This window comes from Parabacteroides sp. AF48-14, assembly GCF_003477465.1.
In the GTDB taxonomy this organism is placed as follows: domain Bacteria; phylum Bacteroidota; class Bacteroidia; order Bacteroidales; family Tannerellaceae; genus Parabacteroides; species Parabacteroides acidifaciens.
Genome location: NZ_QUDI01000006.1, coordinates 35,859 through 57,374, shown reverse-complemented (window position 1 = coordinate 57,374; position 21,516 = coordinate 35,859). Strand labels below are relative to the sequence as shown.

Annotated in this window: 14 protein-coding genes and 4 pseudogenes; 7 read left to right on the top strand and 11 right to left on the bottom strand. The window is 47.2% G+C overall.

Translation table 11 applies throughout. The features are described 5' to 3' along the window. Positions 1-178: 178 nt before the first annotated feature. Positions 179-1,204 carry a FecR family protein gene (locus tag DW083_RS04300; protein ID WP_122331553.1) on the bottom strand — a complete coding sequence of 342 codons (1,026 nt, stop codon included), beginning with the start codon at positions 1,202-1,204 and terminating at the stop codon, positions 179-181. A gap of 121 nt (positions 1,205-1,325) precedes the next feature. On the opposite strand from DW083_RS04300, the pseudogene DW083_RS04295 reads away from it, so the two are divergent. Beyond that, a pseudogene (locus tag DW083_RS04295) lies at positions 1,326-1,918 on the top strand (RNA polymerase sigma-70 factor). On the opposite strand, the gene DW083_RS04290 reads toward DW083_RS04295, so the two are convergent. The 9 genes from DW083_RS04290 to DW083_RS04250 form a co-directional block, all read right to left on the bottom strand. Further along, positions 1,892-3,499 (bottom strand): glycoside hydrolase family 97 protein, encoded by a 1,608-nt coding sequence (locus tag DW083_RS04290; RefSeq protein WP_199659140.1) that lies wholly within the window; start codon positions 3,497-3,499, stop codon positions 1,892-1,894. The pseudogene DW083_RS04295 and the gene DW083_RS04290 sit on opposite strands and share 27 nt — an antisense overlap. Continuing rightward, entirely contained in the window at positions 3,496-5,679 is a 2,184-nt protein-coding gene (locus DW083_RS04285; RefSeq protein WP_233551754.1) for a glycoside hydrolase family 97 protein, read from the bottom strand. The genes DW083_RS04290 and DW083_RS04285 overlap by 4 nt, the downstream gene beginning before the upstream one ends. A gap of 153 nt (positions 5,680-5,832) precedes the next feature. After that, complete coding sequence (locus DW083_RS04280) at positions 5,833-7,182, bottom strand: TolC family protein (protein ID WP_122331591.1); 1,350 nt, start codon at positions 7,180-7,182, stop codon at positions 5,833-5,835. A gap of 33 nt (positions 7,183-7,215) precedes the next feature. Then, entirely contained in the window at positions 7,216-8,313 is a 1,098-nt protein-coding gene (locus DW083_RS04275) for an efflux RND transporter periplasmic adaptor subunit (protein ID WP_199659142.1), read from the bottom strand. Between the two features lie 57 nt (positions 8,314-8,370). Next, positions 8,371-9,636, bottom strand: coding sequence for an ABC transporter permease (locus tag DW083_RS04270; protein WP_115499394.1), 1,266 nt, complete (start codon positions 9,634-9,636; stop codon positions 8,371-8,373). A 36-nt stretch (positions 9,637-9,672) separates the two neighbouring features. Continuing rightward, the gene (locus DW083_RS04265; protein ID WP_122331551.1) at positions 9,673-10,938 is read right to left on the bottom strand and encodes an ABC transporter permease; all 1,266 of its coding nucleotides are present in this window, start codon (positions 10,936-10,938) and stop codon (positions 9,673-9,675) included. After that, positions 10,931-11,614 (bottom strand): ABC transporter ATP-binding protein, encoded by a 684-nt coding sequence (locus DW083_RS04260; RefSeq protein ID WP_115499353.1) that lies wholly within the window; start codon positions 11,612-11,614, stop codon positions 10,931-10,933. Before DW083_RS04260 ends, DW083_RS04265 begins: the two co-directional genes overlap by 8 nt. Before the next feature lie 446 nt (positions 11,615-12,060). Next, positions 12,061-12,432, bottom strand: a complete 372-nt coding sequence (locus DW083_RS04255) for an MmcQ/YjbR family DNA-binding protein (protein ID WP_115499354.1) — start codon at positions 12,430-12,432, stop codon at positions 12,061-12,063. A 14-nt stretch (positions 12,433-12,446) separates the two neighbouring features. After that, positions 12,447-12,989: a GNAT family N-acetyltransferase gene (locus DW083_RS04250; protein WP_122331590.1), complete on the bottom strand. Its 543-nt coding sequence runs from the start codon at positions 12,987-12,989 to the stop codon at positions 12,447-12,449. Between the two features lie 183 nt (positions 12,990-13,172). On the opposite strand from DW083_RS04250, the pseudogene purT reads away from it, so the two are divergent. After that, positions 13,173-14,353: pseudogene (gene purT, locus DW083_RS04245) on the top strand (formate-dependent phosphoribosylglycinamide formyltransferase). Between the two features lie 91 nt (positions 14,354-14,444). On the opposite strand, the gene DW083_RS04240 reads toward purT, so the two are convergent. Continuing rightward, positions 14,445-15,386 (bottom strand): Rpn family recombination-promoting nuclease/putative transposase, encoded by a 942-nt coding sequence (locus tag DW083_RS04240; protein WP_122331550.1) that lies wholly within the window; start codon positions 15,384-15,386, stop codon positions 14,445-14,447. A 186-nt stretch (positions 15,387-15,572) separates the two neighbouring features. On the opposite strand from DW083_RS04240, the gene DW083_RS04235 reads away from it, so the two are divergent. The 5 genes and pseudogenes from DW083_RS04235 to DW083_RS04215 all read left to right on the top strand — a co-directional run bounded on the left by DW083_RS04235 (position 15,573) and on the right by DW083_RS04215 (position 21,507). Next, the gene (locus DW083_RS04235; protein WP_122331549.1) at positions 15,573-16,295 is read left to right on the top strand and encodes an MBL fold metallo-hydrolase; all 723 of its coding nucleotides are present in this window, start codon (positions 15,573-15,575) and stop codon (positions 16,293-16,295) included. A gap of 50 nt (positions 16,296-16,345) precedes the next feature. Further along, a pseudogene (locus DW083_RS04230) lies at positions 16,346-16,722 on the top strand (VOC family protein). A gap of 120 nt (positions 16,723-16,842) precedes the next feature. Further along, positions 16,843-17,805 carry an ROK family protein gene (locus DW083_RS04225; RefSeq protein WP_115499359.1) on the top strand — a complete coding sequence of 321 codons (963 nt, stop codon included), beginning with the start codon at positions 16,843-16,845 and terminating at the stop codon, positions 17,803-17,805. Between the two features lie 110 nt (positions 17,806-17,915). Continuing rightward, a complete protein-coding gene (locus tag DW083_RS04220) occupies positions 17,916-18,428 on the top strand; it encodes an NUDIX domain-containing protein (protein ID WP_122331548.1) in 513 nt (170 codons plus the stop codon). 80 nt (positions 18,429-18,508) lie between these two features. After that, positions 18,509-21,507: pseudogene (locus DW083_RS04215) on the top strand (tetratricopeptide repeat protein). The last annotated feature ends 9 nt before the right edge of the window (positions 21,508-21,516 follow it).

Here is a 21,516-nt window from a genome sequence, read left to right as displayed (position 1 = left end):
TTGGGTATTAAAATGTTTTTGCATAACTTTGTAGTGATCTGATTAAAAAAAATGATTTATTACTGCTTGTCGCCAAACAAGCGTTTTAAAGTTAACTCATTTCATCCGGGAAAATACGCCAATATTTTTCCGGATGTTTTTTCTTTAGGGAGGTCTGTTTCTCATGTTTACTTGATTTTTAATAGATTTCTATCCTCGTTTTTTCATTCATGGTATCCTGCGTATCCAAATAACGCCATTTGATATTAGATGATATTTTAAAGATTTCCAATATACGTTCCAACCGCTGATTACTGAAAGACCCGGTAAAAGCTTCCTTACGAAGCCGATCGTTGGATAAAACAAATGTCACATTAAACCGCTTTTCCAGCATCCGCAATGCTTCGGGCAAAGGGGTCGCCAGAAAAACGATCTTTCCGTCTTTCCAGGCTATTTCAGAGGCGCCACTCGTTTCTATCAGTTGTATCCGGGAGGAAGAGGAATCATAGGTCAGTTTCTGGCCGGGCTTCATTAAAACAGCCGTAGACCGTTGATTCTTCATATAGTCGAAGCGAACTTTCCCTTCGATCAGTGTAGTAGAGACAAAATCGTCTTTTTCGAACGCTTCGACGTTAAAAGAAGTGCCCAGCACCTCTATCTTCGTTTCATGCGGGGTAGAAATAACAAAACCATGTTCCGCATCTTTCTGTACTTCGAAAAACGCTTCTCCTTGCAGGGCAACCCTTCTTTTGTCCTTATCGAAGAAAGAGGGATAAGAGAGTTTTGATTCTGAATTGAGATGAACTCTGGTACCATCCGGCAAATCGACTGTTGTTGTCATACCCGGATTCGTTTTCACTTCAATCATTTGGGCGATTTCAACCGGACGAGGCTTCAGATTTTGTATACCGAAAGCAATCAAAAGAGGAATAAACAAAATCGCTGCAACGCGTTGCAGCCAAGTAACCATGGTTACTTTAGCATGTTCATTGCCCTTGCTCATCTTTTGGCAAACCGAAGACAAGGCTTTCTCCGTATCGACCGCCGACATGACCTGCATCGTATCCGTTGCTAAATAAAGGGTATGGATATGTTTGGCAATCCGGTAGTTTTCATCCGACTGCTTTATCCATTCCTCAACCATCCGGCATTCTTCCTCTGTCGCTTCACCGGAGCAATAGCGGGGAAGAATATATTCTATCATATTTGTATCAGGTGTTTCCATACCAGTTTATCGCTTGTTTATATAGTAGACAAGAGAAACCGGAAAGATTCCTAAACAAAAGGGAATATTTTTTTCAATATTTTTTTTCTATCGCAAAAAAGCTATCTTTGCGACCAGAGATATGAATGGAGAAATACTACAAACCACAGACGAACGCTTTTTACTTTCAGCCATACAGAATGGAGATCTAAAAGCCTATGGCATCTTGTTCAGAAGATACTATCCGATGTTGTGCGCTTATGCAACAAGGTTTGTAGAGCTGAAAGATGCCGAAGAAATCGTTCAGGACGTAATGTTATGGTTATGGGAGACCCGGCAAACCCAAACCTTCGAAACGTCATTAAGCCAATATCTGTTCCGGACAGTCTATCACCGTGCAATCAACCAAATCGTCCGCCACCAATCCCAATTAAGGGCAGACACGCTTTTCTACGAAAATATGCAGGAGATGTTGCAGGATACAGATTTCTACCAACTTGAGGAACTGCAAAAAAGGATCAAAGAAGCAGTGGAGGCCTTGCCCCCACTTATCGGGAGGCTTTTGTCATGCACCGCTTCGAGAATAAAAGCTACAAAGATATTGCAGAAATCCTGCAGGTATCATCCAAAACCGTTGACTACCGAATCCAGCAGGCATTAAAACAATTGCGGATAACACTGAAAGATTATCTGCCGCTGATTTTGTTATTACTGCCCAGAAATATTCTGTCGTAAATACAACACACATCCGCTATTCCCAACCAGATCGATAGTAACCCCATTACGGTTATCCAACTTGATATTCTTGATATCGACAACATCCTTTTTCTTTTCGGATGCCTGATAATAAAGTGTAGCGGTATAGCCTTTCTTGTTTTTCAGAAAATCAAAGGGTAAGGTGATTTGTTGCTGTTCTCCGGCATTCAACATACTAACATACCAATCGGAACCTGAGCGACGGGCAACTACAGCATATTTACCCATCTCTCCCTCCAAAAAGCGAGTTTCGTCCCATACTGTCGGGATAGAATTATAGAAACGGGTTACTGCATCTGTTTTGATCACAGATTCAGCAGAACCTGCACCACCAGCCCGTCTCGGTGATTTCTCGGGGCGATCATACCAATATACAAACTGCCAGGGGCTATAAAGAGCAACCAATTTAGCCAATTGGGCTGCACGTCCCCCCATCTTTCCTGTAACTCTTTCCGCAAAATAACAATTGGTGTAATCACCCGCTCCACAGATCATACGATTATATAACGTATAGATAGCCTGATCCAACGACGGACTTTCCTCATCACCACGGATACCTTCCTGAGTCAGTAAATTCGGATACGTGCGCGAATAGCCCGTAGGCCTATACTCGTCATGGATATCAACCATCAATTCATATTTGGCAGCTTTGCGCACAGCTTGATGCAACCATGCTGTAGCATACTGATCACCCACATTCACAAAACCATATTTTACACCTTTAATTCCCCATTTCTTATACAAAGGCAGAATTTCATCCAGTTGCTGATGCAGTGCTTTTTTATTTACATAAACAAGTATCCCAACTCCTTTTGAATTCGCATATTCTATCACTCGAGGCAAATCAAGCGGACCTTTCGAACGAGCCGAGTCGATCGTAACGGTAGTTGCATCCGATTTGGCATCTTCTTCCGCCCCATACCAACCGGCATCAAACAACACATAGGCGATATTGTTTTCGGCAGCAAAATCAATACAAGCCATACTGCCTGCCGTAGTTAACGTTACTTCACGAATCACCTGTCCAGGCTTGATCCAACTGGTATTCGCTATTTGATTCGGTTCATTCAAATTAAGGACGAAATAATTATTTTCGACCAATTTTCCCGGATGCCCGGCAACCATCACATAACGCCAGGGAGATTGATAGCCAGCCATATCCAGATTAACCTTTCCAGACAGTACAGATTGTACCCCAAAGCCAGTCTCACTCTTTTCCAACTTCATGCGGGAGTAATCGACAAGGGCAGCTTCCCCGATTGCCACAAAACAATTATTGTTTACCTGAATCACCTGCGGACGATCGGCAGCCCCTTTCAACGCACTCAACTTCGTTTCGGAATAAGCACCTTGCGCCATACCGGTCACCCAAGTTTTACAATCTTCCTGAAACAAAAATTGCGTTTTCTCATCGGTTACTGTACGGTTCCAGAAATCCAACTTATCGAATGCATAACGGAATGCTAATCCTTCATCATAGAGACGTACATACAAAACGATCTCTTTCCGGTTCTCATCCGACTGAAGGGTAAGTGCCACTTCATTATACCGGTCCGTCACAACAGAACGTTCTCCGTAAATAGGATGCCAGGCTGATCGATCGATTCTCTCTTTTGGCTGGAGACCTGCCAATTACCTTTCATAATATTTTCATCCAAAGAAAATTGTAAAGTCTTTGCTGTTACAACTTTTCCACCATCCGTGAATAAATCGATCTCTACATTCTTTCCTCCGACTTTAATATCGGCCTTCATTTTCCCAGCCGGACTAACAAGCGGGAAAGTAGCTTGCTCAGACCCACCCATGGATGGATTTTTCTTGATAACAAGACATGCTCCGCCGCCAGGAGCCAGCTTCAATGTCAGTTTATCATTGTTTGTCAGTTGTCGGGTTGCAACCTTCAGACTTTCACGGTTTGTCAGATAGTGGGCATCGTCGCCGTCCTCAATGACCTCGACAGTATATTTTCCTTTTTCCAGGAAAGAAAGAGGCAAATCTATCGTCCGTCCGGATTCATTCGTAGCGGCACCGACAAGGTAAGCTTCATCCGTTTCCCTCATCATAACGATATATTCCCCGATTTCACCAGCCAAGGTACGGCTCTCTTTCCACGGCATCTTCTGTGTAGACAGGAAGTTTAACAATGCCGGATATTTTCGGTAATATTCAGGAATATCCGGTAAAATGGTCACACCGGAAAAAGTGATCAACGTACGGGCAGCCTCCGAAACCAATGTAGAAGGAACCGGCTGGCTCTCATCCACACGCGTCGTATGTCCGGGACGAAGATCGAACATCCCATTGTTCATATCGACCGGACCCGCAACCATATTAACAAAGACAGTCGTCACAAATGTTTTAGGTTCGAACACATGATGTCCATCCAATTGGGCGTGGCAATATTCGCGTGTTACGGCATTCGGCCAGGTACGCATCTGTCCATAGGGATGAACCGGACCATCATGAAAATCGACTAACAAGTGGTTTTGCGCACAAAGTTCAGTAATCTTTTTCGTCCACTGATTCTTCTCCTCCTGTGTTCCACTCATAAAGCCGTATTTAACCCCGGCAGCTCCCCACTCGCCATACTGCTTCAACGTCTTTTCTATCGGAAATTTCTTCCCTCCGACATCATTCAGATAGAGCCAGATTCCGACGCCTTTCTGTTTTCCATACCCCAACAGCCGTTGGACATCTTGTGCTTTTTCACCTTTGACCGGATCAGAATCCGATTCGAACTCAGGTCCGTACCAATTAGCATCCAATACTAAATACTTAAATCCCTGTTCAGCTGCAAAATCGACCATACGGGTCCAGGATGGATAAGACATTCCATACGTAAAACCATCCCACACAGCTCCGTTGATACGCCAGTCCCAAACTGCCAATCCTGGCTTGACCCACGAAAAGTCATAACAAGGATCGGGATCCGGATTAAGCAACTCCAACAAATGGGAATCGGTCAACGTGCCCGGAGTCGTCCCATACAAAACGACACGCCAGGCTGAAGTATACCCCGGTGACAAACAGGCAGGCTTAGAAGCAACCGAAAAAAGCGATTCGCCCCCTTTGGATTGTAAGACAAGAGGTGCTCCTGTTTCCAGGCAGGCTTCATGAATTGCCATATAATGTTTATCACCAGCCTTGACGGTCATTACCGGCAAACGGGTTCCATCTGTTTCCGTCAACTTTTCCGGCCCTATATTATGATTCTCGCCGTTATAGAACCATGCCGTATAATTCCCGGCAAAATTATAGGCAGTCAATTCGGACTGCACATTTACACGTTGCCCTTCGCCTTCCGGTATTTTATAACAGAATGCAAAGCCGTCATTATATCCCCGGACTACCAGCTGCATCCACTTCGGTTGACTGGCCGGATTCCGCAAATCGATCATCAATTCATTAAAATGATCTTCGACCACAGCCCGTTTTCCCCAAAGTGGTTTCCATTCATTCCGGACTTCCCGGTCAGAGACGTTCTCTATTTTCCAACCGGAAGAAGGAACCGTCTCCTCTGATTCCAATCGAAAGCCCAATGGAGATTCTTTGATTAGTACCTCTCCATTCACAGCAAAAGTATAGGTCAACAAACCATCATTATGCCGTTGTATCCCCATCACTAACTTTCTGTCAGGAGAGAAAACCCGGTAATGTTCTGGCTGATATTGGGCACAGGCCATATCTACACCCAGCCATACCAATAGTAGAAAAACAAGTGTTACAGATTTTTTATTCATATATGTTTTTGTTGGTATTAATAATAGATTTACTTACAAAAGCCCATAATCTACCGGACAAATATAAGAACAAAAAGGGAGGTTTCCATCCCGGAGACCTCCCTTTAAACAAACAATCAACAAATGTGTCTAATGTGTCTAACCTAAATAATGTTATAGTGTTATTGGTGTACCGTTATAAAAGTCCAGGATCTTGGCACGGAAGATGAAGTTGTACTTGGCTTGTGCCTGTTCGGACAAACTCTGCGCATACTTCGTCTTGGCTTCGCTATATTCGAAGACGGTGCTCTTGCCGGCGGCATAGCGGTCTTCGGCATACGAGAAAGCTTCCTTGCTGGCAATGACCGATTTGTCGGATGCGATATATTTCTCCTGGGAGGCCGTTGCGTTATAGTAGGCCTGCTGGATCTCCTTATATAAGGCTTTCTTCGTATTCTCCATCATCAACTCGCGGTTGCGGATATTGATACGGGCGGAACGGACGCTGTTGCGGACCTGGAAGCGGTTGAAGAGCGGGATGCTCAGGCTGAAACCGACTGTCTTACGCCCGTTATTCTTCAACTGGTCGCTGAATGCGATATTATCATAATCTCCGTCACCTGAATAATGGTAGTATCCGTTGCTGTAGCTGGCTCCGAAATTCAACTTCGGATAATAACCGGCCTGCGCCACTTTCAACATCTTCTTCTGGCTTTCCAGCAGGTATTCCTGCTCCTTGATCTGCGGCTTGAAAGAGACGGCATGATCGTAGATATTATCCGGAGGCAGGATACTGCTCATATACTCTTCAACGGCATCCCCGGTTTCGGGAACGACGATATCGAAGTTCTCGCCGTCGCGTTCCAGCTCCAGACTCTGCGTCAGGTCGAGCAAAGCTAACTTGACATTGTTATTGGCTTCCGTCAGGGAAACTTCATCTTTCGCCAACTGCGCTTTCATATCATACAACTGGGAAAGGGGCACTTTGCCGTTTTTCACCAAGGCTTCGGTCCTCGTCACCTGCTCGCTGCTCAGCGCGACCTGCAACTCGGCGATCCGTTGTACTTCCTTATTATATAATACCTGTAAATAATAGGATGCGATATTGATCGAGAGGTCCTCTTTTGCCTTGTTCAACGTCTCGACAGCCGCTTTCAGGTCCAGCCGGCGGGCGGCGATATCGTTCGGGATTCTCATACCGTCGAAGATCGGCATGCTCAACGAAATGGAAGCCGAAGTATTGGCTGAGTTCTGGTCCACAATGACGCCGGTTTTGGACGGGGAACGGCCGAAGTCGAAGTTCTGTCCGACGTTGGCATTCAGGTCGGGCAACCAGCTGAACTTGCTTGTGTTCAGTTCCACTTCACGGCTTGCCTGCTCCTGTTGCCGCTGCTTCAGATCGATGTTATGTTCGATCGCATAGCGGATGCACTCTTCCAAAGACCATTGTTTGGCCGGTTCCTGCGCCCAGGCAAAAGAACCCGAGAAGAGTAAAGCTGTTGCTATTATCAATTGATTTCTCATTGCTTTCATATTTATAATCGGTAGTATCCGTTTTTATCTCTTTGCCGGATCGGCTATCGCACCGCGAATCTTATCACTCTCGGTTATGCCATCCTTGATCTCAATCCTGATACCATCGGACAAGCCTACTTGTACGGCACGCTTTTCAAACTTCTGCTCCGGCTTTTCCTGTGTCACGACCTGGACAAAGGTGGAATCGCCGCTAAACTCGACGCAGCTTTCCGGCACGGATAAAACATTCTCCGCACGCTTCAACACGATCTCGGCATTCGCACTGTAGCCGGCACGGATAAAGGCATCAGCCGGTATCTGCACGGCGGCTTTCACCTCGAACAACACGGCACCGTTCTCTTCCACGCCTTTCGGTGCCACATATTCCAGCATGGCGTCGAACGTACGGCTTTCCATGGCGCCGACAGTCAGTTTGATCGGCATACCTTCGTTGATACGGCCTACTTCCGTCTCGTCCACTTTTCCTTTAAAGATCATATTGTTCATATCGGCTACCGTGGCGATTGTCGTACCATCGTTGAAGGTATTGGACTGGATCACCGAGTTACCGACCTTGATAGGCACATCCAGAATCATACCGGTAATCGTTGAGCGCACCTGTGTCGTACTGGAGGCAGTCGACCGCTTAGAGATACCTTCACGGATAATTTCAAGAGCGTCCTGTGCATTCTCGGCCTCTTCCTGCGCCTTCTTATAGTTGGCAAAGGAGGTTTCGTAGTCTTCTTTGGAGATAACCCCTTGTTTATGCAGTTCTTCGTCACGCTTGAAAGTGGCACTGATCTGGTCGAGGCTGATCTTGGCAACCCGTACGCGCGATTCGGCACTGTTCAACTGGACCATTTCGGGAATCACCTTGATACGTGCGATGATCTCTCCCTCTTTCACCATCTGTCCGGCTTCTTTCAGCAATTCGGAAATGATACCCGACATCTGCGGCTTGATAAGCACTTCATCGCGGGGTTCCACTTTTCCGGTTGCCACTGTTTTCGTCTCAATCGTGTCCCGGGAAGGGGTTACCACTTCGTAGACGGTAATGACGGGCTGTGCTTTCTTCCATAAGAAGTAGAAAGTGCCGATAACTGCTGCTCCTACAAGTACCAGGAATATGATCCGCAGGATTTTTTTTTACGATACGATTCTTCATAATGATATCTTATTTTCAATTTTTAATTGCTTTTATTCTTCTCTGATTGCATCGATAGCCTTGATCTGCATTGCCCTCCAGGCAGGGATCAGCCCCGCCAGCAAGCCGCTGAACAACAGGATAACCGTAGCCGCCACCGCTGTCCCGATACGAATCTCCGGATTGGAGAAAAACGTGCCGTTCGACGAATCGCTTCCGCCACTCATCAAAGCATTGTTCACCACATCGAGCAAAAAAGTCCCGAGACTCAATCCGATCAGTCCGGCAAGCGAAGTCAAGAGCAGACTCTCACTCATGATCTGCGAAATAATATCGAACGGCTTCGCCCCGAGAGCACGTCGTACGCCAATCTCGCGTGTCCGCTCCCGGACAGTCACCATCATAATATTGCTGACACCGATAATACCCGCCAGCAAAGTTCCGATACCGACCAGCCAGACCAGGATATTAATGCCGGTAAACAAGAGGTCGAACGTCTCGAACTGCTTGGCAATGGTGAAACTGCTGATTGCATGCTCGTCCGTCGGCGAAATCTCGTTCTGCGAACGCAAGACAGTTTTTATGTCTTCCACCATCTTGTCGCAGGGATAACCATCGTCGGCCGTCGCACACAGGAACCAGAACTTATCGCCTTGGTTGGAAGCCTGCTGGAGCGTCTTGAACGGGAGCATCACACTCTCCTCCGTACGTCCGCCGATCTGTGCGCGGGGCTTCGGCTTGATCACGCCGGCCACCTGGTAATAAATGCCGTTCACCCGTATATATTGTCCGATCGGATCTTCATCGGGAGCAAAGAGGACTTCCCTCACGATACTGCCGATCAGGCACACTTTACGCCGCTCGATCATGTCTATTTCATTCAGCAGGCGTCCCGCCAGGATATGCTGCGTCTCGATATTGAAATATTCAGAATAGACGCCACGCACGTTGTACGTACCGGCTTTCTGTCCTCTTACGACATTATTCTGTCCGCCCCACTGCATAATCATCGGCGAGAGATAGCGAACACCTTTCACCCGCTGGCGTATCGTCTCCAAATCGCGGTTACGCATCTGCCAGTAGCGGCCTTTCTTATATCCTTTATAGGGTTCACCGGTCCGTTCCGAGAAGAAGAAAGCCGAGTTGGTCGAGAAACCATCTACATTCTTCATGACCCCGTTCTTAAACGCGTTACCGGAGCCCAACAGAATCACTAACATCAGGATTCCCCAGAACACGCCGAAACCGGTCAGTATGCTACGGGTCTTATTACGGGTTATCGTCACCCATATCTCCACCCAACGATCTATATCAAACATGAACATAATATTGAATTATGAATTTTGAATTATGAATTATTCCTCTCGCATCGCCTCGATAGCCGTAATCTTGACTGCTTTACGTGCCGGGAAATAGCCTGCCAGCACTCCGGCGCCTACAATCAGAGCCGTAGCGGACAAGGCCACGCTCAGGTTTACCGTCGGGTTCAGGAAGATACTCATATCATCCTGCGAAACATTCTTTCCGGCATTCATCATTTCCATAACGGCATTGATACCTTCCGTCAGTCCGATTCCCAGCACCATCCCCAAATAGCCGAATACCGCCGTAATCAGGATCGACTCGACAATGATCAGTTTCAGGATCGAAAAGGGAGTCGCCCCTATCGCTTTCCGGATACCGAACTCCCTTGTCCGTTCACGCACCGTTATCAGCATGATATTGCTCACGCCTACGATTCCGGCCGTCAGCGTCCCGATACCGATCACCCAGATAAAAAGGGCGATACCGTTCAACATGCCGTTCAGCATCATAAAGTCTTCGAGTGTGCTCCACATACCGATCGCCCTCCGGTCTTCCGGATCGAACTTATGGCGCAGCCCCATCTGCTGGCGGAACCGTTTCTCAAAAGCGTCGTATTCTTCTTGCGTGGAAATACCGTTAATGGTAAAGATGATGTCATCCAGCCCGTATCCGGCATTGTATAAAGTCTGAGCCGTACTGAAAGGGATATAGGCCGGAGCGTTGTTATCATTGTCCTCCGCTTTATAGACGCCTATCACCTGGTAAGCGACACTTCCGGCATTCACATATTTGCCTAACGGGTCAGCTCCTTTAAAGAGCACCTCTTTCATACGGGGACTAAGGACGATCACCTTCCTCTTTTCCCGCACGTCTATATCATTGATAAAACGCCCGTTGCCAACCGTCATCTTGATATTGTCAATGATAGCCTTTGACGGATGTACACCGTTCAGGGAGTAAGCATTATATTCTTCGCCATACGAAAGCGTATCGCCCCGGCTGATATTTGCCGTAATCAAATCCACTTCAGGATTTTCACGCGGTATGGCGATCAGGTCTTCATCTTTATATTCGATCCGCCGGTTCGTCTGCATTCCCTGATAGGGTTTGCTTGTGTAGCGCGGCCATGTCTCTACCCGGTTCATACTGAGATTACGGAAGTTAGACATGATCCCATTCTTCATCCCGTTTCCGGCGCCCAACAGGACAATCAGCATAAAGATGCCCCATGCCACCGAAAAACCGGTCAGGAACGTACGGAGCTTATTCTTTTTGATCGTGCTCCATATCTCGCGGAAGTTATCAAAATCAAACATGGCCCCGTCCTTTTTCGATTGTTTCTATCAGGCCGTCTTTCACACGGATAATACGGTCTGTGGCATCTGCCACGGACTGTTCGTGCGTGACGATTACCATCGTCATCCCTTCCTCGTTTACATTACGGAGAAGTTCCATCACCTCGACTGTCGTCTTACTGTCGAGCGCTCCGGTCGGTTCGTCCGCCAGGATCACCTGTGGTTTGGCAATCAGGGCGCGGGCTATGGCGACACGCTGTTTCTGTCCGCCGGACATTTCGCTCGGCATATGTTCCGCCCAGTCTTTCAGGCCGACCATATCCAGATATTCCATCGCCATCGCGTTTCTCTTCTTGCGGTTTATTCCCTGATAATACAAGGGCAGAGCGACATTCTCCATCGCATTCTTGAATGAGATCAGATTAAAGGACTGGAAGATGAAACCGATCATCCGGTTACGCAGCTCTGCCGCACGGGTTTCGCTCAGATTGCGGATCAACTGCCCGTTTAAGGTGTAAGTTCCCGTATCGTATGTATCCAGTATTCCCAAAATATTCAGCAAGGTGGATTTTCCCGATCCTGATGCTCCCATAATAGAGACCATCTCTCCCTTTTCTATATCCAAGTCTATGCCTTTCAAGACGTGCAGCGGTGCACCATTGAAATACGTTTTGTTAATTCCTTCCAGATGAATCATGATATTTGTAGTTGCTTTTATCTATTAGACGAACATTTTGAAAAATCGTTACACAAAAAGGAAACTATTTTGTTATTTATTGCCACAAATATAGGCCCTAACAAAATACCTTGTATCACATAGTACTGATTATTACAATATATTAACAACCCGATGCAAGGCCGGGAGAAGCGGACTTCCTACATCAGACCGGCGGCCTGCCGTAGAAAAACCAGCCAACTGCCTTGTAATTCCGATTGTCCCGGCACCTAATTCCGGCCGCCTCCCATCCAATCCTTGTTCGACCCGGGTCGAACAGCTGTTTGACGGAGGTCGGACAGCTGTCTGACGAGTGTCGAACAACTGTTTGACCCGGGTCGGACAAGGATTAAGTGGGAGGTGAACTAATTTAGGATGCTCATCCTTCCTAATTATCTCCTACATCGGCAAAAACATCTCCCTATACATTATATCAAGAATGCTTCTTTTTCTTTTTTGGAGAGAGACTGAAAGACAATATCATATGAGTCTTTTACAAGTTCTTTGATCTTGTTGTCCGAAACATCCTGATTGAAATAAACGCTAATCCAATATTTCTTATTCATATGCCAACCGGGAGTTATGCCGGAATACCGGGCCTGTAACTCTCCCGACTCGTCAGGATTGCATTTGATACAGCAAAAGTCAAACACTTCGATATTTACAAAACAGAACCATTTACTTCCCACATAAAAACACAGGACATCCCGGCTATACTTATCCGCCACATTCGGGAAGGGCATTTTCTCATATACGCCTTTCAATGAGAGGCAATATTCTCTAAATTCTTCAACATTCATACGCTCTATCTTTTCTATCCATTTTCCTGCTGTTTCTTATCCATCACAATATCAGTCAGTTCCTTATAGAAGGTCTGGTACTCCTTTTCCGTTATCGCCCGTTGGGTGGTAAGGATGACTAAAGGATGTGCATGATAGCCGTCGCGATAAGGAGGATGAGTGTGCGGATAGGGATTTTCATGGAAACCGCATCTTTTATAGAACCTCAAGCGCGCTTCCGAAACCTCATCGACGACCGGATCTATTTCCAACAGGACGATCTTTTCCGTCGACCGGATGAAATCACGCAAGATGGCGCTTCCGTATCCCGCGCCTCTCAATTCCCGGTTAACGGCAAAATGCTCGATATAAACAGATCCGTCAAACTCCCAATAAGAGATAAACCCGATAAAGACATCGTTTTCTTCATATCCGGTCAAATGATAACGGGTAGAAGCGAAAGCCTTTTCCTGTTGCATTTCCGTTCTCTGCTCGAAAATGGGGAAGCTAATCGAATAAAGGTCCTTGAATAAGCTATAGAGGGTATGTTTTGAAGAGTCTATATTTATGTATTCCATAATTCCGTATTTACTTGTTTGCAGGTGACGAAAATACACCATTTCACCCTAACAGCCAACTTTGGCCATCCATTTTTATCCAGCCATCCGGCAATACTTTTTACCGGTTCATTTCATTCTATTGCCAAGATTAACGTACCTTTGCATCCCCAAACGAAAGAAAATATATAACATTAATATAATATGGTAACAATAGGGACACCAAAATCGGCCACCGCAACCAAAGTTTTGCTTTGCGGTTCCGGCGAATTAGGAAAAGAGTTTGTAATCGAGTTGCAGCGTTACGGCGTGGAAGTGATTGCGTTGGACAAATATCCGGACGCTCCGGCGATGCAGGTTGCACACCGTTCATACGTCGTATCGATGCTGGACGGAGAAGCATTGCGCGAAATCGTAGAAAAAGAAAAGCCCGATTATATCGTTCCAGAAGTGGAGGCGATCGCGACACAGACGTTGATGGAACTGGAAAAAGAAGGATTCCACGTCATCCCGACCGCCCGCGCCACCTGGCTGACGATGAACCGCGAAGGCATCCGCCGCCTGGCAGCGGAAGAATTGGGCCTGCCGACTTCGCCTTACCGTTTTGCCGAAACGGAAAAGGAGTTCATAGAAGCTGTAAAAACAATCGGAATGCCTTGTGTCGTTAAACCGATCATGAGCTCAAGCGGCCACGGGCAGAGCGTCATCCGCAAAGAAGAAGATATCGACCGCGCCTGGCATTATGCGCAGGAGGGCGGACGCGCCGGCGCCGGCAAAGTCATCGTGGAAGGATTCGTGAATTTCGATTACGAAATCACCCAGTTGACGGTTCGCCATATCGGCGGCACCTCGTTCCTGGAACCGGTCGGACACGTGCAGGTCGACGGCGACTATCGCGAATCCTGGCAGCCCCAGGCCATGAGCCTGTTGCAAAAGAAAAAGCGCGCGAGATTGCGGGCAAGATAACGGAAGCGCTCGGCGGACGTGGCATCTTCGGTGTCGAGTTGTTTGTAAAAGGCGAAGAGGTGATCTTCAGCGAAGTATCTCCCCGTCCGCACGACACGGGCATGGTCACGATGATCACGCAGGATCTTTCGCAATTCGCCCTGCATGCCCGCGCGGTATTGGGCTTGCCGATACCTAACATCGCATTCCACGGAGCCGGTGCTTCGCGTGCCGTAGTGGTCGAAGGGGACAGCAAACAGCTTTCATTAGGTAATCTGGATAAAGTCCTGGAACAACCGGACACACAAATGCGTTTCTTCGGCAAACCGGAAGTCCACGGACACCGCCGTATGGCCGTGCTGCTGGCCCGCGGACTGGATGTGGCCGATGCACGCCGGAAGACAGGGGTGATGATGGAGCGGTTGGAGATAATATTATAATATTCAAGACTTCTCCAGAGCTCTTCGTATATCAGTAATAACATAAAAGCGCCTGTCAACAATCCGAACAGGCGCTTTTTTAATATTTCTTCTATAAAGAATCTATTGTTGCAGCATCCAAGCCGGTAACGCTCATGATAGTTGCCACATCTAAACCTTGTGCTTTCATTTGGGTCGCAGCAAGACGCATACCTTTTTCGATTCCTTTTGCCATGCCCTTTTCGATACCCTTTTCGATACCTTTTTCGATACCTTTTTCGATACCTTCTTTAATCCCCTTTTCTATACCTTCTTTTATACCTTTTTCTACCCCTTCCATATATCCTTTCTCTATTGCATAATCTAATACGCCCTGATTATCCCGATATATTTTAAGGCTCTCTTCATATTCCATACGTTCCTTCTTGTTCAGGTTGACTATTTTCGCTAACCTTTCCAATTTTTCAAATAGCTGCTTCTGGCCTTTGAATGGTAATGTTTCCAACTTCTCCATATACTTTAATGTATAAAGCCAATAATCTAAACTCGTTTTACATTCAGCCTCTTCTTTATTAAAGAAAGGCATCTCCAAATAGATCTGGCGCATCGTTTCACTCATTTGTTTTCCTGTTTCACGATCTGCCAATACGATATCGGTACGCACTTTATCCGTTTTTCCGGATTTAAAATTCAGCAGGAAAATACCATATACCGGATAAAGTTCAAACCTCCAATCATTTCCACGTCGGTCCTGACCACTGATAATACGACAAAGATAGTATAATCCTCGTTCATAAAAATAAGTTTGGGGAGCATTTTGTACTTCGACAATAAAAATACGTCCATCCTTGTCTTTACATTTCAAGTCAAAAACTGCCGCACGACCGTCCGTACTTTCCGCCGGCATTTCTACATTCAAAAAAGATAATTCCGTGATTAACCGTTCACCTTCGAACAGGCCGTTCAACAGGTCGATAAGGAGTTCTTTACTGTCTTCTTGTCCGAAAAGATGCTTGAAGCCCCTATCTACAAAAGGATTGATAAATGTTGCCATAGTTATATGGTTTTAGGTTGTTGTCATCCAATAGGCGAATGATGCGCCAAATATCTTGTTTTTATTTTGAAAAAACAAACATTCTTAACTATTAATTTCCTTTCATATCGAAAAGAAGAATTTTATCTTTGTACAACAAGAATACAGCCTTCCGTGTTTTGTTTATAAAAAGAAAGGAATGTAGAAATGAGACTGACATATATCTATCACAGTGGTTTTGCGATCGAGGCGGACGGCTTTGCCATCCTGATCGATTATTTCAAGGATACGGGAAAGTCACCTGACAAAGGATTCGTACACGAGAAGTTGCTTAATCGCGCGGGAACATTATATATATTAGCGTCTCATTTCCATCCCGACCATTTCAACCCGGAAGTGTTGGAGTGGAAAACATATAAAAAAGACATCGTCTATATCTTCTCGAAAGATATCCTGAAAAGACGCCGGGCGGGGAAGGATGACGCCCTTTACCTGAAGAAAGGAGAGTCTTATCAAGACGAGAACTTGCGAATCGAGGCATTCGGATCGACAGACTCCGGCATCTCTTTTCTGATCGATGCCGAAAGTAAACGCCTTTTCCATGCCGGCGACCTGAACAACTGGCACTGGAAAGACGAATCGACTTCCGAAGAAGTGGCGGAAGCGGAAAAGAACTACCTGAAAGAGCTGGACGACCTGGCGAAAGCGACCGACAAACTGGATGTCGCCATGTTCCCGGTCGATCCGCGTATCGGAACGGATTTCATGCGCGGCGCACAACAGTTCGTAGATCGCATCAAAACTAATATCTTTGTCCCGATGCATTTCTGGGAACGCCCGGCCGAAGTAGAGGCTTTCGGCCCTTATGCCGAATCGCGCGGATGCCGGTATGCACTGATTTCCGTGCCGGGAGAAGGAACGGAGGTTTGAGAATTAAAAATGAAGAATTAAGAATTAAAAAATAACACCAATAAGAGTCTATGGAGATAAAGAGTAGATTTGATCATTTTAATATTAATGTCCTCGATCTGGACAAGAGTATTGCGTTTTACAACAAGGCGCTCGGACTGAAAGAACATCACCGCAAGGAGCGGCAGACGGTTCGTTCATCCTGGTTTACCTCACAGACAACGAAACCGGCTTCCTGCTGGAACTGACTTGGCTGCGTGACAAAAAAGAAGCCTACGAGTTAGGCGATAACGAAAGCCATCTTTGTTTCCGCGTGGCAGGCAATTATGACGAGGTGCGCGAATATCACCGCGAGCTCGGATATATATGCTTCGAGAACACGGAGATGGGCTTGTATTTCATCAACGACCCGGACGATTACTGGATTGAGATTTTACCTGCTAAATAACATATTAGGTAACATATTCACGCCTATTTCGGTTTTTTTTGAATAAAATCATTGCTCCTTACCAGATTCCTCTTATATTTGCTTTCCAGAAAAAGCATTATTAATCTAAAATATAAAATCATGGAGAAGCCTTATGTAGTAGGTATCGATATAGGTGGTACCAATACTGTTTTTGGCGTAGTAGATGCAAGAGGTTCAATCTTGTACAGTGGATCAATCAAGACTGGTAAATATACCGATGTTGACGAGTATGTTAGCGATCTGGCAACAGGTCTGAAATTAGTGATCGACCAGGCTGGCGGCCCGGATAAAATAAAAGGTGTAGGCGTTGGTGCTCCTAACGGGAACTTCTTCAACGGCTGTATCGAATTTGCCCCGAACCTTCCCTGGAAGGGTAAAATTCCTTTGGCTCAGCTGATCAGCGAAAAGTTGGACGGAATACCCGTTGCATTGACAAACGATGCGAATGCGGCTGCTATCGGTGAAATGACTTATGGCGCAGCACGTGGTATGAAAGACTTTATCGTGATCACTTTGGGTACAGGTGTCGGCAGCGGTATCGTAATCGGCGGTAACCTGGTTTACGGACATGACGGATTTGCAGGTGAGTTGGGTCACGTGATCATGCGCCGTAACAACGGACGTCCTTGCGGTTGCGGTCGTCAGGGCTGTTTAGAGGCATACGCTTCTGCAACAGGTGTTGCCCGTACAGCACGCGAATTTCTGGAAATCCGTAAGGACGACAGCTTGCTTCGCGAACTGGACCCGGACGAAATCACATCCAAAGACGTATATGATGCAGCAATGAAAAACGACAAGTTAGCGCTGGAAATCTTCGAATTTACAGGAAACATCCTGGGTGAAGCATTCGCTGATTTCGTTGCTTTCTCAAGTCCTGAAGCGATCATTCTCTTCGGTGGTCTGACTAAATCCGGCGATCTGATCATGAACCCGATCAAACGCTCGATGGAAAAGAACATGCTGAAAGTGTTCGAAGGTAAGACAAAACTGTTATTCTCTCAATTGAAAGAAAGCGATGCAGCCGTATTGGGCGCAAGCGCACTGGGTTGGGAAGTAAAATAAATTTAATTGACAATTGACAATTAACAATGGACAATTAAGGAACGGCTTTCAGCCGATCTGAACGTGCCATCTACTAATTGTCAATTGTCAATTTTTAATTGTCAACTGCCATGCATCCTTTACACCAATTTGCGTACTGTCCGAAATGCGGAGCCAAAACATTTGTGGAACGCAACGAAAAAGCCAAACAATGCACCACATGCGGATTCGTCTACTATTTTAATCCATCCTCTGCTGTTGCCTGCTTCATCCGGAATCCGGAGGGAGAGTTATTGCTTGTCCGCCGCGCCAAAGAACCGGCCAAGGGGACGCTCGACCTGCCCGGCGGTTTTGTTGACATGCACGAATCGGCCGAAGAGGCCGCCCACCGGGAAGTAAAGGAAGAAACAGGGCTGGATCTGACCGATTGCCGCTACCTTTTCTCCATTCCCAACATCTACCCCTATTGCGGCTTTGACGTCCACACGGTCGATATGTTCTTCGAATGCCTCACCGAATCCTTCGACGGAGCTAAGGCGGAAGACGATGCCGCCGAAATAGTAATCCTCCCCGCCAGCCAACTGAATCCGGACGATTTCGGCCTGCAGTCCATCAAAAAAGCGGTAGGCCGCTATATAAAGTAATATATTTCTTATATTTGCAACTTAGAACTAACGGATACCGTTATATTTATATATATCTGTATTATAAAAGCTAAGGAGTGATGAAAAGAATACTTATTCCACTGTGCATAGTTGTGGGGAGTCATGTTGCGCATGGGCAACGGTCATACCAGTTTGATGCACCGGACCGCCTATTTGTAGAAGGGAAAGAGTTGTTTAGTTTAAAAAATTATGCCGGTTGCATCGACAAGCTGGAGGCTTATAAACAGCACTCCACCGACGCAGACCTGATTCAGGAGGCTGACTATATGCTGGTTTACGCCGCCTACGAGCAGGGACGTCCCAACGCAGACGAGCTTCTGAAAGACTACCTCGAAGAATATCCGGCTTCCCGTCACAGCAATGAGATTGATTATATGATCGGGTCCATCCATTTTGAACGAGGAGAATACGAGAAAGCAATCTTCTGGTTCAACGAAGCCAACATCGACGTCTTGAGTCCCGAACAACAGGAAGCCTATTCCTTCCGTCTGGCTTACTCGCTGTTGCAGACCGGCGAGATGGAAAAAGCGCGCGGCTACTTTGCCCGCATCGAGCAGATCGGCGATACATACAAAGAGGCATCGACCTACTATGTCGCCTATATCGACTACGCAATGGGCAAGTACAACAACGCCTTATCGAGTTTTCCCGCCTGAAGGAAAGCCCGAAGTTCCGCGAACAGTCGCAGTACTACATCGCACAAATCTATTTCATCCAGGGAAAATATGACAAGGTGGTGAAAGAAGGCGAAGAACTTCTCTCCCTCTACCCCGACAGCAAGAACAATAGCGAGATGTACCGCATCATTGGTGATTCGTATTACCACTTAGGCGACCAGAGCAAGGCGATCCAGATGTTGAGCAAATATGTTTCCACAACGGAAAACCCGCTCCGCAGCGACCTCTATATCCTGGGTGTCTGCTATTATAATAAAGGTAACTACAGCAGCGCCGTCAACGCCCTGAGCCGGACAGTCCGCCAGAACGACGAGCTGACGCAAAACGCTTACCTCTACCTCGGACAGTCTTACCTGAAGTTAGGCGACAAGAACAACGCCCGTATGGCATTCGAGGCAGCCGCCACCTCATCGTTCGACAAGCAGATAAAGGAAGTGGCGATGTACAACTATGCACTGCTGATCCACGAAACGGCCTTTACCGGATTCGGCGAGTCGGTGACGATCTTCGAAGATTTCCTGAACGACTTCCCCAATTCGAAATATGCCGACAAGGTGAACGATTACTTAGTCGAAGTCTACCTGACGACCAAGAACTACGAAGCGGCCTTGAAGTCGATCAACAAGATCAAGCATCCGAGCACCAAGATACTGGAAGCCAAACAAGACATCCTCTTCCAGCTCGGGACACAGGCCTTCACCAACGTCAAGTTGGACGACGCCGTCAGCCTCTTCAGCCAGGCGATCACACTCGGTTCCTACAATATGGAGGCCCGCAACGACGCCTACTTCTGGCGCGGCGAATCGTACTACCGCATGGGAGAATATGAAAATGCGATCTCCGACTACCGGACCTACCTGAACAATACACGCCAGCGCAATACGGATATGTACGCACTGGCCTATTATAACTTAGGTTACAGCTATTTCAAGCTGAGAGACTACAGCGCCGCCCTGAACCGCTTCCGCCAGTATGTCGACCTGGAAAGCAACCAGCAGGCAGCCTCGTTGGCCGACGCCTATAACCGTATTGGCGACTGTCTCTACCAGAACCGCCAGTTCAGCCTGGCCGAAGAGAACTATTCGCGTGCCGCCCAGCTGTCTCCTTCCGCCGGCGACTACTCCATTTACCAGAAAGGATTCTTGCTCGGCTTGCAGAAAGACTACAGAGGCAAGATCAGCGCCATGGACCGCCTGATCACCGAATATCCCGAATCGCAATACGTAGACGACGCCCTGTTTGAGAAGGGACGTTCTTACGTGCTGCTGGAAAACAGCTCTTCCGCCGCACAAGCCTTCGAGAAGCTGATCCGAGAATTTCCACAGAGCAGTCTGGCGCGTAAGGCAGGCATCCAGCTCGGTTTGCTTTACTACAATGACAACCAGCCGGAGAAGGCGCTCGCAGCCTACAAGAACGTCATCAGCAACTATCCGGGCAGCGAAGAAGCGAAGGTCGCTTTGCAGGATTTGAAATCGGTCTACATCGACCTCAACGATATCAACGCATACGCTAACTACGTAAACTCCTTGGGCGGCAATATCCGCCTGGAAGTGAGCGAACAGGATTCGCTGACCTACATCGCTGCCGAAAAGCTCTTTATGCGTGGCGATAACGACGGCGCACGCCGCAGCTTAGTCAACTACTTGCAGACATTCCCCGAAGGTGCATTCAGTTCGAATGCCAACTTCTATTTGGGAAGTATCGCCTTCGCCAAGAAAGAGTTCGACGAGGCAATCCAGCGCTTCAAATCGGTTATCGCAAGCGGCGACACCAAATTCCTGGAAGAATCGGTTGCCCGCACCGCCGAAATCGAATACTTGGGCAAGGATTACCCGGCAGCACTGGAAAGCTTCAAGCGCTTGCAGGTCGTAGCCGAAAGCCCCGAAAACAAACAGGCCGCCCGTTTAGGTATCATGCGTTGCGCTTTGCAGACCGGACAGCAGAAAGACGCGCTCCTGGCAGCGGACGAACTGCTGAAAGAACCGAAGCTCTCGCCCGAACTCGAAGCGGAAGCCCGCTACGTCCGTGCCAAAGCCTACATCGACCAGAAACAGGGGAACAAGGCATTGGCCGACCTGAAAGAACTGAGCAAGGATACACGTACGGTACACGGCGCCGAAGCCAAATACCTGCTGGCACAATTATACTACGACACCGACAATGACAAGGAGGCGGAAAAAGTGTTGATGAACTTCATCGAGAACGGCACGCCTCACCAGTACTGGCTGGCTCGCGGATTCATCCTGCTGGCTGACATCTACATCCGCCAGGGTGACGACTTCCAGGCTCGTCAGTATCTCACCAGCCTGCAGAACAATTATAATGGTGATGACGATATCGCCGGTATGATAGAAAATAGATTGGGTAAACTTAAGAACTAAGAAGAAGTG

Excerpts from the sequence above, each read along its gene's own strand:
- DW083_RS04225 (WP_115499359.1), top strand. The coding sequence starts at position 16,843 with ATGGAGAAGCCTTATGTAGTAGGTATCGATATAGGTGGTACCAATACT.
- DW083_RS04250 (WP_122331590.1), bottom strand. The coding sequence starts at position 12,989 with ATGGAATACATAAATATAGACTCTTCAAAACATACCCTCTATAGCTTA.
- DW083_RS04220 (WP_122331548.1), top strand. The coding sequence starts at position 17,916 with ATGCATCCTTTACACCAATTTGCGTACTGTCCGAAATGCGGAGCCAAA.
- DW083_RS04260 (WP_115499353.1), bottom strand. The coding sequence starts at position 11,614 with ATGATTCATCTGGAAGGAATTAACAAAACGTATTTCAATGGTGCACCG.
- DW083_RS04265 (WP_122331551.1), bottom strand. The coding sequence starts at position 10,938 with ATGTTTGATTTTGATAACTTCCGCGAGATATGGAGCACGATCAAAAAG.
- DW083_RS04300 (WP_122331553.1), bottom strand. The coding sequence starts at position 1,204 with ATGGAAACACCTGATACAAATATGATAGAATATATTCTTCCCCGCTAT.
- DW083_RS04280 (WP_122331591.1), bottom strand. The coding sequence starts at position 7,182 with ATGAGAAATCAATTGATAATAGCAACAGCTTTACTCTTCTCGGGTTCT.
- DW083_RS04255 (WP_115499354.1), bottom strand. The coding sequence starts at position 12,432 with ATGAATGTTGAAGAATTTAGAGAATATTGCCTCTCATTGAAAGGCGTA.
- DW083_RS04285 (WP_233551754.1), bottom strand. The coding sequence starts at position 5,679 with ATGAATAAAAAATCTGTAACACTTGTTTTTCTACTATTGGTATGGCTG.
- DW083_RS04240 (WP_122331550.1), bottom strand. The coding sequence starts at position 15,386 with ATGGCAACATTTATCAATCCTTTTGTAGATAGGGGCTTCAAGCATCTT.
- DW083_RS04235 (WP_122331549.1), top strand. The coding sequence starts at position 15,573 with ATGAGACTGACATATATCTATCACAGTGGTTTTGCGATCGAGGCGGAC.
- DW083_RS04270 (WP_115499394.1), bottom strand. The coding sequence starts at position 9,636 with ATGTTTGATATAGATCGTTGGGTGGAGATATGGGTGACGATAACCCGT.